Origin of the sequence: Bacteroides ovatus (assembly GCF_001314995.1) — a bacterium.
Lineage (GTDB): Bacteria > Bacteroidota > Bacteroidia > Bacteroidales > Bacteroidaceae > Bacteroides > Bacteroides ovatus.
The window spans coordinates 704,013-719,706 of the sequence record NZ_CP012938.1 but is presented as its reverse complement, the minus strand read 5'-3'; the positions used below and the strand labels follow the sequence as shown (position 1 = coordinate 719,706).

8 protein-coding genes are annotated in these 15,694 nt (G+C 38.9%); all 8 read right to left on the bottom strand.

Annotated features, from left to right (window positions below):
• Window positions 1-261: 261 nt before the first annotated feature.
• Complete coding sequence (locus Bovatus_RS02900) at window positions 262-3,582, bottom strand: MGH1-like glycoside hydrolase domain-containing protein (protein WP_004300483.1); 3,321 nt, start codon at window positions 3,580-3,582, stop codon at window positions 262-264.
• Between the two features lie 31 nt (window positions 3,583-3,613).
• Window positions 3,614-4,537: a glycoside hydrolase family 43 protein gene (locus tag Bovatus_RS02895; RefSeq protein WP_004300482.1), complete on the bottom strand. Its 924-nt coding sequence runs from the start codon at window positions 4,535-4,537 to the stop codon at window positions 3,614-3,616.
• Window positions 4,538-4,742: 205 nt separating this feature from the next.
• Window positions 4,743-5,411 (bottom strand): DUF3826 domain-containing protein, encoded by a 669-nt coding sequence (locus Bovatus_RS02890; protein WP_004300481.1) that lies wholly within the window; start codon window positions 5,409-5,411, stop codon window positions 4,743-4,745.
• A gap of 2 nt (window positions 5,412-5,413) precedes the next feature.
• Complete coding sequence (locus tag Bovatus_RS02885) at window positions 5,414-7,153, bottom strand: thrombospondin type 3 repeat-containing protein (protein WP_004300480.1); 1,740 nt, start codon at window positions 7,151-7,153, stop codon at window positions 5,414-5,416.
• Between the two features lie 205 nt (window positions 7,154-7,358).
• Window positions 7,359-9,572: a RagB/SusD family nutrient uptake outer membrane protein gene (locus Bovatus_RS02880; protein ID WP_004300479.1), complete on the bottom strand. Its 2,214-nt coding sequence runs from the start codon at window positions 9,570-9,572 to the stop codon at window positions 7,359-7,361.
• 12 nt (window positions 9,573-9,584) lie between these two features.
• Window positions 9,585-12,971: a SusC/RagA family TonB-linked outer membrane protein gene (locus tag Bovatus_RS02875; RefSeq protein ID WP_004300478.1), complete on the bottom strand. Its 3,387-nt coding sequence runs from the start codon at window positions 12,969-12,971 to the stop codon at window positions 9,585-9,587.
• 30 nt (window positions 12,972-13,001) lie between these two features.
• On the bottom strand, window positions 13,002-14,525 hold the full coding sequence (locus Bovatus_RS02870; RefSeq protein ID WP_004300477.1) for a DUF4992 family lipoprotein: 1,524 nt from the start codon (window positions 14,523-14,525) through the stop codon (window positions 13,002-13,004).
• A 171-nt stretch (window positions 14,526-14,696) separates the two neighbouring features.
• A complete protein-coding gene (locus Bovatus_RS02865) occupies window positions 14,697-15,590 on the bottom strand; it encodes a sugar phosphate isomerase/epimerase family protein (RefSeq protein ID WP_004300476.1) in 894 nt (297 codons plus the stop codon).
• Window positions 15,591-15,694: the final 104 nt, after the last annotated feature.

Here is a 15,694-nt window from a genome sequence, read left to right as displayed (position 1 = left end):
TGAGAATTTATCGGTTAAATGAGAATTTATCGGTTAGGCTGAAAGCCTTACAATTATATATTTATTGGAGTGCCCTGAAAGGGCTTAATTATATAGCGTAGGGTAACACCCTACGAAAAAAACACACCAGCCACAAGCCCTGAAAGGGCGGAACTGTATACAATTATGCCCTTTCAGGGCGCAAATTCAGATTGTCGTTTTTACGTAGGGCGTTGCCCTACGCTATATAATTAAGCCCTTTCAGGGCACTCCGCAAAATTATCATTTAAGTGCATTTTCACAAACGATTTTTGTCAATGTATTCGCCTGCCCTACTTCCTTACCATCTACAAAAATGCGCAATCCTTTTCCGCAATGATAGCGATCACCATTCTTATCCCAAAGAATCGTCAGATTATGACCATGATATAATACATTATCCAGGCAGAACCAATCCCACTTGTCGGCAGGAATTAAGGGGTTCACTTCAATCGTATTATCCAAACGCGGACGAAGCCCGATCAATCCTGTAATTATCAGGTCGTTGAAAGTGGAATGGTTATAATAACGGCTACGTTCCTGATCTCCTTTCAGCCAATAACCGGTCACCTCATCCAAATATTCACCAATATAGGGACGACCACGATGATACTGTGATTCCACATACAATTCCATCTGACGGAAATATACACTGTCAGACAATACAGTCTGCGGATAATTATTCATAAAGTTAGCCATTGCTGTCAATGTCTGTGCGGAAGCAAACGGCCAGATAGCACCGTCCCATTCACATTTGCCTACTCCACGTGTACGGAACTCCGGATGACGACGTTCTGCAGTTGTCAATCCATAAGGAGCAGAGAAGCCTTTTTCATCCATAATTTCTTTCCAGGCAATTTCATACTTTTGGGTGGTATCCGGCAGGTTGAAATACCAAGGAATATATCCGATTGCTTCACGCACATTCGCGGAAGAGTCCGTACGCATCGTCTCAAAAAACTGATGACGTGTATTCCACAATTCATTTTCTACCAGATTTTTCAAAGTATCTGCTCTCATGCCATATTTCATAGCCATCCCCTCATCACCGGAAAGAATTCCTATACATGAAAGTGCTTTAGCATTGCCATACATATAACTATTGATTGTCGGCCGGGCATATTTCTTCCTCCGTCCGCCACTGATTGATTCTTCCATACCATCCTGTACGTCACCCTGCCAATACAATCCGTTCTTCAAACGGTTCGTACGTTCCCAACGCTGGTATTCGGTTTCCAGATCTTTCTTCATATCCAGCAGATAGTCCTTATCACCATCTACCATGTAACGAGCCAAAACAGCATCTGCGTTCCATGAGCTGAACTTATCCATTTTCTTCATCGGACCGCCATCATTGCCACGATACCATGTATGAATAATCTGATCCAAATATTTCGGATCACGCAACCAACGGCTTTCATAAATGTGATGTCCAATTGCACAGGCAATCAAATTATATTTATCTGAATAAGAACGCTGAACGAGAAACTCGGTCATGCCATAGCCAACAGGAGTCTCTTTGATATGCTTACGCAATGACCACCAACGATAATAATACATTTCTTCAAAGTTATGTTGCGGACACTCGAACAAAGGAATATTTTCCTCCATCCATTCCGAAGCCTTTGCATTGGGAATTGCCTGAACAATATTTTCGTCTTCCATACCGTTGAAATAGTCTGCATAATGACTGAAGTCAGCATACTTTAAAAAAGCAGAAGACGCATCTTTATCTGTAGAAGATGTTTTTACATTGGCAATGCCATATTCAGCCAATGGATCTTGCGCACCTGCATTCGGCAGATCATAAGTCTGGTCGGCAGGAGTATCTACAGTCGGGAATGTACGAGGTACGCCAGTACGGAATACGATTCGCTCCACAGCAGCCACGGGCGCATAGAACATACGCAACCCTACTCTCTTGCCATCTACATACACTTGAATATTACGATCAACAGTAGAAAGGACTGCTTCTACATGATAAATCTTTCCTGCTTCATATTTCATCATATTTGCAAACCGGGAGCCGCCTTTCAATCGGAAAATGCCATCATCAGTAAGTTCCATACGGGAACAAGCTATTCCATTCTCATCCAGAAATTCAATGTGGAGTGTACCTTTATTATTCTGGCCGGCTTTCAAATCAAATGATACTTTTAATTCTTTAGAGGCCGGAATTTTACGTTCCACTTTGGCATAATCAAACGGATCTTTATCCTGCAACTTCAACCATTGATCCTCCAAAGAAACAGGGGCCCAAACCGGAGAATAAATATTCCAGTCAGTCAGTTCCGCAATTGATTTATTTTTAGAGAAATCATCATCCGCATGTGCTGAAGCATTTATTTCCACCGGGACAGGAATACGGGAAATCCACATATCTTCCTTGTTCACACTGTAAGAAACCCACAAATCACCATCGGCAGGTACCCCATTGCCTTCCTGAATACCACGTGGATATTGAGGACCGTATGATTTATAATTTCCTCCATAACGCATGGGAGTGATTTCACCATGCACCAGATTCAATGTTGTATATTCCAATCCATCTTTACTCAAAGATATAGCCAGCGGCCAACGAAATTCCGACGGATTATATACAGTGGCGTATGTACCATCACTTAAACGCTGCCCCCAAATTTTCGCATTGCTATTGACGAAACCTTTTGCACGAAGCACAGGCTCTGCCCAAGTATGTCCGCCATCCTCACTGATAGAGGTAAGCGCATGTTTCCAAAGACTGGCAATACGTCCATCCGGCAATGTATAACAATTGAATGCTTTGTATCCTTTCTTCAGCGGGAGAATAGGATCTTCACGGTCGGCTTCTTCCACCCACTGCATCATATACAGCGGATTGTCAAGAATTTCCTGGCAAGCCTTCACAAACTCACGATCCTTGCTTTTCTTAAAATACGGATAATCAGTATTCTTTTCATTAAATCCATGATTATAATAAATGAAATAGATCGGTCCGTAAGAACCGTCTTTCTTTATTTCACGAACCACCCGGCCAATACCGTTTCCATCATTGGGATCATCTTTTTTATCCAAAGCAACTCCATAATTTCCCATTGTAATCAGCTTGCCGGATTTAGAAACATAGAATCCGACACGCTGGTGCATAATGGCAATCAGATCTTTGGCCTGCACACCCGGACGAGACTCTTTGGTGTATCCATCGGGAACTTGATAAGGAGGAAACACAATTTCCGGATTTGTCCAGCGATATCCATCCTTCGATGTCATCAGAAAAGTCTGTGAAGGCGGTACGTGTTCGTCAGAAGGATCTGCCAGGTATTGATAGAAAAACTGTCCATTCCAATAAGCCAGCATCGGCTGATGATTATACGTCCATCCATTGCCGTTCGAAGCATCGGGATGTTCACGATTGGCACGTACCAACTGAATGTTATGTACTCCGACTACCGGAGACAGTTGTCCGTCGTGACAAGCAGGATTCGATAATTCTTTTCCTGTATAATGAATTCTATCTTGTGCAAAGGCTGTAGTAGTCAACCAACCGGCAGCCAGTACAACAAGAATTTTAGCAGAGTTGTTCATGATTTATTCTGATTTAAAATTGTTTCCGGGTTTATTTCTTTTCTTCGAGTAATGCTTTTACGACTGATTCCGGAGCCGTAAATATGGTCCCATGCTTATGCCCTACAGGGATGCTTACCTCTTCTGTTACATCTGTAAAGTTCCGGAAATCCTTCGTACGCATAGCGCCATATATTTTTTTCTTATATACATCAAAGTAGATTAGATAATCGTCTCCCACTTTCTCTACAGACGGTCCTTCTACAAAGGATTCTGTGAAAGGCTGGGATGCGGGCGAATAAGGACCGGTCATAGAATCGGAAAAAGCGATTTTCAGATTACGTTCCGGACGGGTGTTATCCTTGAGTACCATTACATAGTCATTCTTTGCCCGTTTCACGATAACGGCATCAATGGTACTGAATCCTGGATCATACAAAAGTTTTGCTTTCGAAACGGTTTTAAAATCTTTTGTAGTGATATAGTATAAACGATGATTATTATTCTCTTCTTCTATTCCCTTTTCGAAACGCCCGGGGACACAGGAAGCCCATACTACCATAAACTGATCATTCTCGTCGTCATAGAAAATTTCCGGAGCCCATACATTAATGGTAGTCGGTTCGTCTGCCATTACAGGAATCATCTGTTGTTCCGACCAATGAATCAGATCCTTGGAATGTGCATAGCCAAATCCTAAATCACCTTTCCAACTTGTAGTCCAAACCAAATGGTAGGTACCATCCGGAGTACGTACCATCGAGGGGTCCCGCATAAGCTGGTGCTGTCCCAGTTCCGGCTTTAGCCAAACTCCCGGAATACTGTCCCAGTGAATTCCGTCCTCACTGTATAAGTATCTCAACCCCTCATCAGCCGGTTCATGAAACGAAGTGAACATGTAGTAGTCTTTGTTCCCCCCACAAGAAGCCAGAAACAGAAGACTTATTGCGGCTAATGTATTTCTTAACTTTTTCATTTGTATATTCTATATTTGTATCTTTTATACAGAGGAGACGATAGAAAGCGTCATTTGTACTCAAATATACTAGAAGAATCAATAGATTCAAAATTTATATACGATAAAAGGGCGACTCTCCGAGCCACCCTTTCCACCATCAAACAAACTAACCATTTACAATGGGAAAGAATTTCACTTCTTTTTATAGTATCTTATTTTTTAATTATATAGAACCTCCACGGGCTTTTATACGTTTATACCATTCCTCTCGTTCTTTCTTCAGGTCATATCCACGTTTAGCCAGATAGTTGTTGATACGTCCTTTGTATTTTCCGAAAGCAGCGTGTTTCTTATTCGAATTTTCTGCATCCAACGCAAATTCACGGGCCTCTATCAACCAAGCATAAATTTGAGCTTTTTCTTCTTCTTTCAAAGTAGGAATCATGTCCAGATGTGAGTCATAAGTCACTTTTACTACTCCATAAGTCATGCCATCTTTAACAGCTTCTATTTGCTTTTCATCAAGAAAGAGAGATAAATTGGCAGGAAAAGCGAAATGTGAACGATATAGTGCCGCATCTTTTTCATTTTCCGCAGCTTTCAAAGCTTCATTTTTAGCCTCACCAGTCAACCCGGATTCTTTTACTTTCTTGACTTTCGCATCCCGTACCTCATAAATATCATTTAATTCGAAGTAACGATTGGCTATGACATTGCGAACATCTTCGGCTATTTTCGCATCTGTAAGTCCGAGTTTATCAACGATCTTTTGTGATCGGCCGACAATAGACTTTACATATTCAGGATCACGATTCTCTTTATTTAAGTCGACTGCCTGCGCAGACATCCAACCGGAAATAAAAAGCAATGATAGTATCAGTATCTTTTTCATAATTACATTAATTTTCCTTTTTCAGCCAATGTATCGTAGTTGTTCTTCATATCTCTCCAATCTACTTTATGCTTTGTGCTGATACCGTTGATATATTTTTCAATATTCGTATATCCGTCACCAGTACAGTCTTTATTGGCATCACTCGGATCGTTCGGATTTAATCCGTTAGCAATTTCCCATTCGTCCGGCATACCATCTTTGTCTGTATCAACATAAGGAGTACCTTTGTATTCAGGATAACCACCCATCTGGCGAACATCAGTAATAATACCCTGCTTATAAGAATCTTTCGGCAAACGACGATACTTGAACTGTCCGTCTTCCCCCATTGACTTAGGAGACAAACCTGTCAAGTCACCATAAGCGTCTTTAGGAAGTTTCTTTTCATAATAAGGAATACCTGTTCTTACTTCTTCAATCACACGTTCGTCAACAATATCACGACAAGGAATATTCGCACCTACATGTTTCAATACATAGTCATAAGCATCTTTAGCCCCCATGATATTGATATACGGCATCTCGAACGGCTTATAGCTACGCATGTATTCAGTATATCCGTCAGTGTTCGGTTGAGTTTCAATCTGAATACCGCCATTCCAGTTGTCTTTAGTTATTTCAGGATAGCCTTCCATTATATTTCCGTCGGCATATACTCGCCCATATTCTTTATGATCCAGCTTACTACGTCCTGCTTCCGGTTTCAAGATACGATGTCCTACATTGGAATCCTTAGGAGTAGCAGGTCCCGGTTTGTAGTAGTTGTTAATCATATTGAACATAGCGGTATAATCACCACCATCAGAAGAACGGTGCACCCAATTGAATACTACATTATTAACGAAATTGAATATGCCATTCCAACCGATAGAAGGATTACGTCCGGAGTTACTAGCCCAAAGGTTACGGGCAAATGCACAATTCTCACCACCTAACGTGCTACCAAACGCATGATTGTATGTATCCAACGCTTTTGCCGAGATAGTATTTTGAATAGTTACGTTTACAGTAGGAAGTTTCAAGTCTTTGCTTTCATATTGTCCTTCACTCGGGTCGTACATGTGGCGATAGAAAGAAATGTTTTCATCCAATCCCCATGTACAGGAACAGTGGTCGATCATTATATTACCAACAGGATTACCTCCGAAAGAGTCATCGCGATGCCATACTTTCGTTTCTCCACGACGGAAACGCATATGACGTACAACAACATCATGTGTGTCTACCCAAAATGACTCGCCGGCAATACAAACACCGTCTCCCGGAGCTGTTTGCCCTGCAATGGTTACATAGGGAGCACGGACGATAATCGGAGATTCCAGACGGATGATACCGGCAACATTGAACACAATAATACGTGCACCGCCAGTTTCACATGCCTCACGGAAAGAGCCCGGTCCACGATCATTCAGATTTGTAACAGTTATCACTTTGCCGCCACGGCCACCGAAACTATACATACCACCACCTTCGGCACCTGGGAATGAAGGGATATCAGCCTGCGGCAAATCGTACGGACGACCAGCCCAAGGAATATATGGACGTCCTTCCTTCGCTTCTTTCTGCACTATTGGAAGTGCCTTCGCCCATGCTTCATCAGAGCGCTTCCGCTCTTCAGTCATCATCTTTGTATAATTTTCTTTGGCTTCGCCGGTTATTTGTGGGTATTGCGCCCATGCAACGGTCGGAGTCAACATTGTTGCAGCAAAAACTGCTAAAAGTACCTGTTTCTTCTTCATTTTTATTTGGTTTTGTGAAGTTGTTAATTCAAAAATACAATAATAAGACGAAAGAAGAAAAGATTTGTAATCAGTAGAACAGAATTTATTATCCTAAATATGTTTTTCCCTCATAACCCATATTCCTATCAAAAAAATAACGTCTCCAATCCTCTCATTCAAGAGATATTAGAGACGTTATCAAGATAAATCAGATATTATAAATTTATTCTGCTAATGGATCGAAAGTACCGTTAGCACCACCATTATTATAATCTGCCCAACCAATAGTCTGTGGCAATGTCTGATTAGCCTTTTGAGCTCCTTCCGCAAAACCTAGGAAGTAATATCTAGGAAGAAAATTCATATATTTAGGTGTATGATCAGTAGTATATGCATCACCTTTCTTCATTTTACGCGTCAAATAAGTATTATAAAACTCAACTAACTTATTCTGTTGACTGGAAATATCCGCTTGTCTCAAATCTAATGCATCCGGACGTGTTACATCTTTTAAAGGGTCTGGATTTACTCCATTTATTTCCCACGATGTACCACCAAGCCCTTTACTCTCATGAGTACTACTAACACGGAATTCAAGATTATCACGGCGTTGCCCATTGAGTTGTTTAAAACCTAAATAAGTGCAAGTGTTTCCATTCCAACCAGACGGAACCCATGTGTCAGGAGCACCTTCTGCTCTTTCTGCACCACCATCAAACAACATCCAACGGCGTAAGTCATCAAAACGTTTTCCTTCATAAGCCAATTCAATCTGACGTTCGTACAAGATGGCAGCAAAACATGCAGCTTGGTCACCTGACAAGTTGGTCTGTAAACCGAAATTATTTGCAGATGTATATCCTACACGAGCACGTATCTTCTTCAATTGTTCAACAGCTACTCCCATTTCACCAGCACCACATGCAGCTTCTGCATAATTCAACAACACTTCAGCATAACGAATCTCCAAATATGGGCTGCCACTAAATTTAAAACCATTTGCTTGACTAAATTTATATCTGGCATTCGAATTCACATCTAAATCATCCGAACGTTTACGTATATAGAAACCTTTAGCATTTGTCAACAAGTTATCCGCACCATAAGTATTAGAGCTACTAGCCTCTTCATTATCTCTATCACTCTCATTAGCATACCAAACATAGTTCCACAAATTATACTTATCCCCTGTATAAGGATTATTATTGCTTGCGTTCTTAGGATCACCACTGAAAGCCCAACGTACTCCAGGGAAAGCAAACGTCCGATAAAAACGAGGATCACGATTGGCAAATGGAACATTTTTATCATAAGCAACAGAAGATTGCTCTAGTGTAGTATAAGTATTGCACGTAGAAGGTCTTTTTCCATCAGCCATAGGAAACATATCAACCATCATAGCAGAAGGAGTTTTGCCACCACCTCCCATGGCATTTGATGGCCGAATACCATGTTCCCATGAGTTGTTTTTACTAAAATCAGGTACTCCGCCAGTGGCTATATCATTATATAGCGTTACGAATACAGCTTCTGTATTGCCATCAACCATTGAAAAAACATTCGCCCAACCTGAAGCATTAGCTCCGGCATTACTTTCATTAGCTAAACCATATCCACAAGCATTTATTCTGGGTAAATCAGCAGTGATTTCATTATAAGCCTTCCTCCAACGTTCTACATCATTTTTACGGTTAAACAACGGACTTGCATATAACAAAAGAGTCCGTCCTTTCAATGCCAGTGCTGTACCGGAAGTAACACGTCCAAAATCACTTGAAGGCCATCCTCCATTTTCAGTAAACGGAGCAAGTAACTGCGCTGAACGCTCTAAATCCTCACAAATAAAATCAACACACGCTTTTGTTGTAGAACGAGGAGTGATAGCCCCTGCCACTGGTTCCTGTACTTCCGTAATTATAGGCACTCCACCATACCATTTCACTAAGTTGTAGTAACACCATGCACGAAAGAAATAAACCTGTCCGAGTAACTCATTCTTTTCTTCTTCTGAAAGAGTACTATTCTCTATACCGTAAATAACATCATTGCAATTACGAATACGTCCCCAAACACTTGCCTGAATATTATTACCACTATTATGAAAATAATCAGGAACCGTATTGTTTCCACTCTGACTGGTCATCGGAGCGTCAGGATCTACGAATGATCCGAATCCACTATACTCTTCTGTAGACTTAGACTGTAAATCGGCTGCTCCGGTACTATTGTATTTCCAACTTGGTTCGGAACTCGTATTAGGCAAGCACCAAGCATATATATCATCTACACGTGCTTTTGCGCCACTGAATGTATTATATGTACTTGCGTCAACATAGTCGTAATTTTTTTTATCTTGCAGAAACTCGTCACTACATGAAGTGAAAGCACCTATCGCCATTAAAGCAACACTGAAAGCTATTATATTTTTTCTTTTCATCGTTATTTCTTTTTAGAATGTCACATTTACACCAATAGTAAACTTACGCAAAGTAGGATAACTACCATAAGAAGTCATAGGATCTATAAAATTATCAGGATAAGGATTATAGAAACTAAATAAGTTTTGTCCTGTTACATTAAAACGACAACTTTCGATACCTATCAATCTTGTAAACTTCGATGGTATGGCATATGCTAATGTTAAGCGATTCATGCTAACGCGAGTTCCACTCACTCTCCAAAATGTTGAATTCACACTATTAACACTACCCCATCTTAAGTTAGGATATTTTGCATTGCGATTAGCTTTTACAACCACATTACCTGACGCATCAACTACATCATTATAAACAAACATATTATCTGTATTCCAGAAGGATGGCATATTGGTATATTCCAAGTCTGTATACGAACCCGATCCTGAACCAACCATATTACCGATCTTAAGTGCCGATGTTGGGACAAAACTATATCCTCCCCAACTTGCGCTTATCTGTGCAGACAAAGAAATACCTTTCCATTCTGCACTCAAATTTGTAGTGAAACCATAAGGATTACTTCGGTTTGACAAACGAACTTGATCATTTTCATAACTTACAACTCCATCTGGTCCAGCATAAGTTCCGTCGGTCTGTTCTGCACCACGAATATCTTTATATATTAACATACCAGGTTTTACATTATCCTTAGTCATACCCATATATGATGTAATATTATATTTGGTGAAATATTCATCTATATCTTGATAACTACGGAACATACCAAGACACTGCATTCCCCATGTTCCCATATCGGTACGACTGCCTTCATGAATCTTCATATAACGTTGATTGGTTTCCCAGTCCATCATAAGTACCTTATTATCCGTATACCCGGTATTCACAGACACTTTATATTTAAAATCTTTTCCTATTTTATCTCTCCAAGTCACAGATAACTCCATACCATATGTGTCCAACTCTCCATAATTAAAATTCGCAGACTGTGTTCCTACTGTACCTGGAATAGAAGCTGAATATGGGAGTAACATTTCGCGATTCCACTCATAATAACCATCAATATTGAATGATAAACGGTTATTCAACACATTGAAATCCAAACCAAAGTTTGCTTTATATGACTTATCCCAGTGTGCATCACGGTTTACAGCGGATATTTCTTTATTAATAGTTATATGATTACCAGCGTTTGTTGATGTATTAACACCAAATATAGGTCCTTTATCTTTATCAACCGCATAGTTCTGCATCCATTGCCATGCTTTCGTATTATCCCGACCTGTTAAACCAAATGAAGCTCGTACTTTCAAATAATCAACCCATTTCACACTCTTTTTAAACCATTCTTCTTGTGATATAATCCAACCAGCAGAAACTGAAGGAAAAACTCCCCAATAATTTTCAGGAGCAAACTTGGTTGATGCATCCGAGCGAAGCAGGAACTCAAACAAGTATTTATCAGCATATGCATAGTTCACACGACCAATATATGATAATGTACCAGACTCTGCACGTTTAAATTCTGTAGTAGACGCACTATTATATTGAACTAGATTCGATTGTCCATTGGTAAATTCATAAGGATTAGTAACCTGTCCCACTAAATATTCACTTTCAGCCTCTGATTTTTCAATAGAAAACAAAGCACCTATATGATGACTACCAAAATCACGGTTATAAGTTGCAGTGAAGTTCATCTGATAATTATCAGCACGGCTCATTGTACGAGACAAATAAGGATCCCCACTGGCATTGTTTATAGCAGAACCATTATTAGCTAGTAAGAAATTGTTTTCTGCCAGCAACTCTTCATAAAGAGATTCCTGCCCTTGGATAGGTGTATACAAATGATTTCCACTTCCAGCACGTTTGGACATATAATAAAGTTCATATGACGAACCATATTGATTGTTTTTTGTAGAATTGATACTCTTTGAATAAGAGAATTTTAGTTTTAACCCTTTCAACCATTTATTCCATCCAAAATCATATTCCAGTCCCGCATTAATGTTCATATTCGATGTTTCTGTTCTATTATAATCCCCTGCGTTTTGAAGCAGAGAAAATGAATAGTTTTGCGAAGAACTTACCTGTGAATTGCTAATACCATAAGGCACGATTGGAATACCATTCACTTCTTCAGGAATATAATATGGACGAACTAACAGAAGATTATAGTCTTTCTCGTCATTACTACCTCCAACCTTCACATTCGGTTTGTTTTTCTTTCCATAGTCACCTGAAACCTGAAGACTTGCTTTTAACCATTTACTAATCTTCACATCAACACCAGCACGATAGTTCCAACGGTTATAATCCAGATTACCAAGATTACCATCTTGATCAAAATAAGATATTCCTCCAAAATAATTAGCTCTTTCTGAACCACCGGTCATATTGATACTATGTTTTTGTGTCAATGCCGCTTTCCAGTATTTGTCCAACAAGTCATAATTCAAACCTTTCATTGCATTCAACTCGTCTGCCTGAAACAAATCATTTTGCAAATTAATAGATACGTCAGTCGGATCAGCCGCACGTACAGCATTCCAAAGTTGACCATATTGGTAAGCATTCAACATCTTAGCACGCGAAACCTCATCCACAACGCCAAAAGTTCCACTATATGAGATCTTAGGTGCACCTTGTTTACCTCTCTTAGTAGTAACCAATATAACACCATTGGCAGCACGAGCACCGTATACAGCAGCCGCAGCATCTTTCAAAACCGAAATACTTTCAATTACAGACGGATCCAAATTATTAAATGCAGTTGCTCCTAAGTTTTCTGTAACATCACCAATTTTCACTTCTACAGGATAAATATACCCATCAATAACATATAATGGTTCTGAAGCAGTACCACCAATATCTGATAAAACATCATTTTGACGAATATTAATCCGAGCATTCTCACCAGGTCGCGCATCTCCACCACTAACGCTAAGTCCATTTACCATACCACTCAACGTACTTGCCAAGTTACCGGAAGCAAGATCCTGAATATCATCCATAGGTACAGTAGCAATAGCTCCTGTTAGATGCGCTTTTTTCTGCGTACCATAACCTACCACTACAACCTCATCTAACTGCTGCGTATCTTCTTTCAGTTCAATCTTAGTCTGCTTAAAATCTGATAATACCTGTGTTATATACCCTATATAAGATATTTCAACCTGTTTTCCAGATGGAACAACAACCATAAATTTACCATCCAAATCAGTTATAGTCCCAGTAGTTGTACCTACCACCTTCACAGAAGCACCAATAATAGGTTCCCCCGTCGTATCTACCACTACACCTTTGAATGTCTGTGTTTTCTGGGCAATAGCAGGCAAAGCCATTGTGAAAGCCAGAAATATGCCAAGGCACAATTTAATTATATTATTATGTTTCATTATTATAGCATTATAATTTATACTTTATATTTATTTATACCAACGAGGGTCACCACCTTTATTTTTTACAGCTTCTGCACCTTTAGGTTCAAAATCAACACCACCGTTAGTTTTTAATAAGTCAAGTTCCTGCAAGAAAGGACCTACGAACGCAGGGTCTTCAAGTGTAGCAAACGGATTACCATTATCATCTTTTCGTCCTCCTGTATCATTGCCATTAGGAGTTCCACCATCAACTCCCCAAATAGTATTGCCAACAGTTGATTTCTTATTATTACTTTGAAGATACTGATATAAACGATATACATCATAGAATATATTGTATTCAACTTTTTGTGTCATTGAGGTCTTATCATTAGGTATATTATTGCCAAAGTCTTTATTTGAAAAAGTCTTACAGAATGTATTATTGGATATAATGTGAGTTGAAGTATTATCACTCTTGCCAAAATATTTCCAAGGTTGTGAGTTATTTTGATAACGAATAAAATAAGCAGAACTATTTTTCACTAAATTATAAAATGTACTATTCTTAATAGTCATATCTTTAATTGTACCCGTAGCACCATATAAATTAATAACCCCATTAGAGCCAGCATTATTCATCTGTACGATGCAATCTGTAATACGGAAATCACGTAAAGTCCATGGTTTTTTATTACCATAAAGCAAGCTATTCTGCAGATTTTTGATATTACATTCCTGAATAATTACAGGCTTATTGATGATATAACCATCTTGATTAGCTTCATCTTTATCATAGCCTAAACTCTTTATTGATATTGTTTCACTAGGTTCTCCACTTAGAGTTAAAAAACCAGCACCAGTCATTTCTGAACAATCAAAATTAATGAATTTAATTTTCAATCCAGCTTGCGTCATAAATCCTCCGCTAGCTCCAACTTTTACCGTTGGACGATTATCTTTATCAGTACTACGAAGTGTAATCACATTCAATCTAAAATCAACAATACCATTCAGAACATAAGACTTACCTGCTTCCAAAGCAAAAGCTTGTTCTTTATCACTATCTTTCAATTGATTATTAATATATTCAGCTATATCTTCACCTACAGGAATTGTTGTAGCAGGCACCAATGCAACATATTTAAAATCAGTACTCTCTTGTGCTTCCTTATTGTTCAGTTTTTCATTGCCAAGTGTCTTTATTTTTATTTTATAGGTAGCATCTTCTGTTTTCGTAAATACAACAGATGAACCATCTACAACACTATCTTGCATCACAACAACAGGATTCTCTGTAGTAACTGTAGGGTCTGCCGGATCTTCTATAAGATCTACATTAAGCAAATATCCTCCAGCTCCCATAACTACCGGCCACGTTATCTTTACACTTTCTGTACCATCAGAGTTTGTTAAGGTTGAAAAGCTATTATCGTCGATAACCGGCGATTCCAACTGTGCATTTGTCACACCTCCAGAAAAGGTTTCATTATCATCAAAACCTTTAGCACAAGAAACGAATAAAAGAATTGCTGACAAGCCCCATAACTTTCCGGCAATCTTCATTTTAATCTTCATTTTACTCTTCATAGATTAAATTTTAATTTAAACAAAAATAATATATTATATCTTCAAAATCTAAAAGATCTTTTAAGGAAAGACGTACAATCAAAAAATATGTAATCACTTAAAAGAATAAAAAAAATAGATTTTGCATTTTTTTCTCTCTCTTTGTAATATTAACTATATCATAATATCCTCCTATCTCTGTTGAAACACCTCTTTCAAATACTTAATATTCGTACTATAATTCTTTTTCACGTTCCGCACGTCATCCTTATCGCGCGAACGTTCTACTACCAGCCATCCAATCCATCCCATCTTATCCAGCGTCTTTTTCACCTTATTCATGTCCAATCGTTCATTATAAGGTAAAGTCACTCCATCTGTGTCCGTACAGTGAATCTGGCAAATCCTCTTTTTCCCCAGAATTTTCAGCTCCTTGCACAAATCCCTTCCATTCTCCAATGCATTTTGAAATTTAAAATAGATCTTGATTCCGGGAGAATTAATTTCTTTCAGTAGTTTCACATCTCCTTTTGCATCCAGTTGAGTTTCAATACCAATCACCACTCCTTCAGAAGCTGCCATATCTCCTACCTCCTTCAAGCGTTTTACAACTTCTGTCCGTAGTGCCGGAATCTTTTCCCATCCGGCTTTGATTCCTCCCAAAGGAAGAAAGGCTACTTTGGCATTCATCACTTTCATGGCATGAAGGCAATCCTGAACTAAATCTTTATAGTTAGCCCGCTCCAGAAAAGACTGTCCATAGAAACCGGACATAGCAATAGAAGAAACTTCTAATTGATATTTTTGAGCAGTTTCACGAAATAACTGCTGGAAATGGGGCTCACGCAATTTATTATCAAACATTTCCCTCTTGCCAAGACCACCCATATCCAATTCTACACCGTCACCATTCAATTCATGTACCAATTGGAATGAACCGATTTTCTGACGTTTCAGAATCATCCAGTCACATACGGCTATTTTATAACGTTGTTCCTTTTGCTGCGATCCGGCAATTGCCAATAGAGGAAAACACTCTGCAAGTATCAATATCCAAAGGATATGTTTAAATAAATTTCTTCTCATTTTTTATTTTATTGCATACGATTTACATAGTAGACGTATGGAATAGATTTTTGTAATCACCTATAAAACAGAGAATAACTAAAAATACTACGGAGTATAATTTA

What these genes read in the sequence shown, in the direction of transcription:
- Bovatus_RS02900 (WP_004300483.1), bottom strand. Translation starts at nt 3,582, where the DNA reads ATGAACAACTCTGCTAAAATTCTTGTTGTACTGGCTGCCGGTTGGTTG.
- Bovatus_RS02895 (WP_004300482.1), bottom strand. Translation starts at nt 4,537, where the DNA reads ATGAAAAAGTTAAGAAATACATTAGCCGCAATAAGTCTTCTGTTTCTG.
- Bovatus_RS02890 (WP_004300481.1), bottom strand. Translation starts at nt 5,411, where the DNA reads ATGAAAAAGATACTGATACTATCATTGCTTTTTATTTCCGGTTGGATG.
- Bovatus_RS02885 (WP_004300480.1), bottom strand. Translation starts at nt 7,153, where the DNA reads ATGAAGAAGAAACAGGTACTTTTAGCAGTTTTTGCTGCAACAATGTTG.
- Bovatus_RS02880 (WP_004300479.1), bottom strand. Translation starts at nt 9,572, where the DNA reads ATGAAAAGAAAAAATATAATAGCTTTCAGTGTTGCTTTAATGGCGATA.
- Bovatus_RS02875 (WP_004300478.1), bottom strand. Translation starts at nt 12,971, where the DNA reads ATGAAACATAATAATATAATTAAATTGTGCCTTGGCATATTTCTGGCT.
- Bovatus_RS02870 (WP_004300477.1), bottom strand. Translation starts at nt 14,525, where the DNA reads ATGAAGAGTAAAATGAAGATTAAAATGAAGATTGCCGGAAAGTTATGG.
- Bovatus_RS02865 (WP_004300476.1), bottom strand. Translation starts at nt 15,590, where the DNA reads ATGAGAAGAAATTTATTTAAACATATCCTTTGGATATTGATACTTGCA.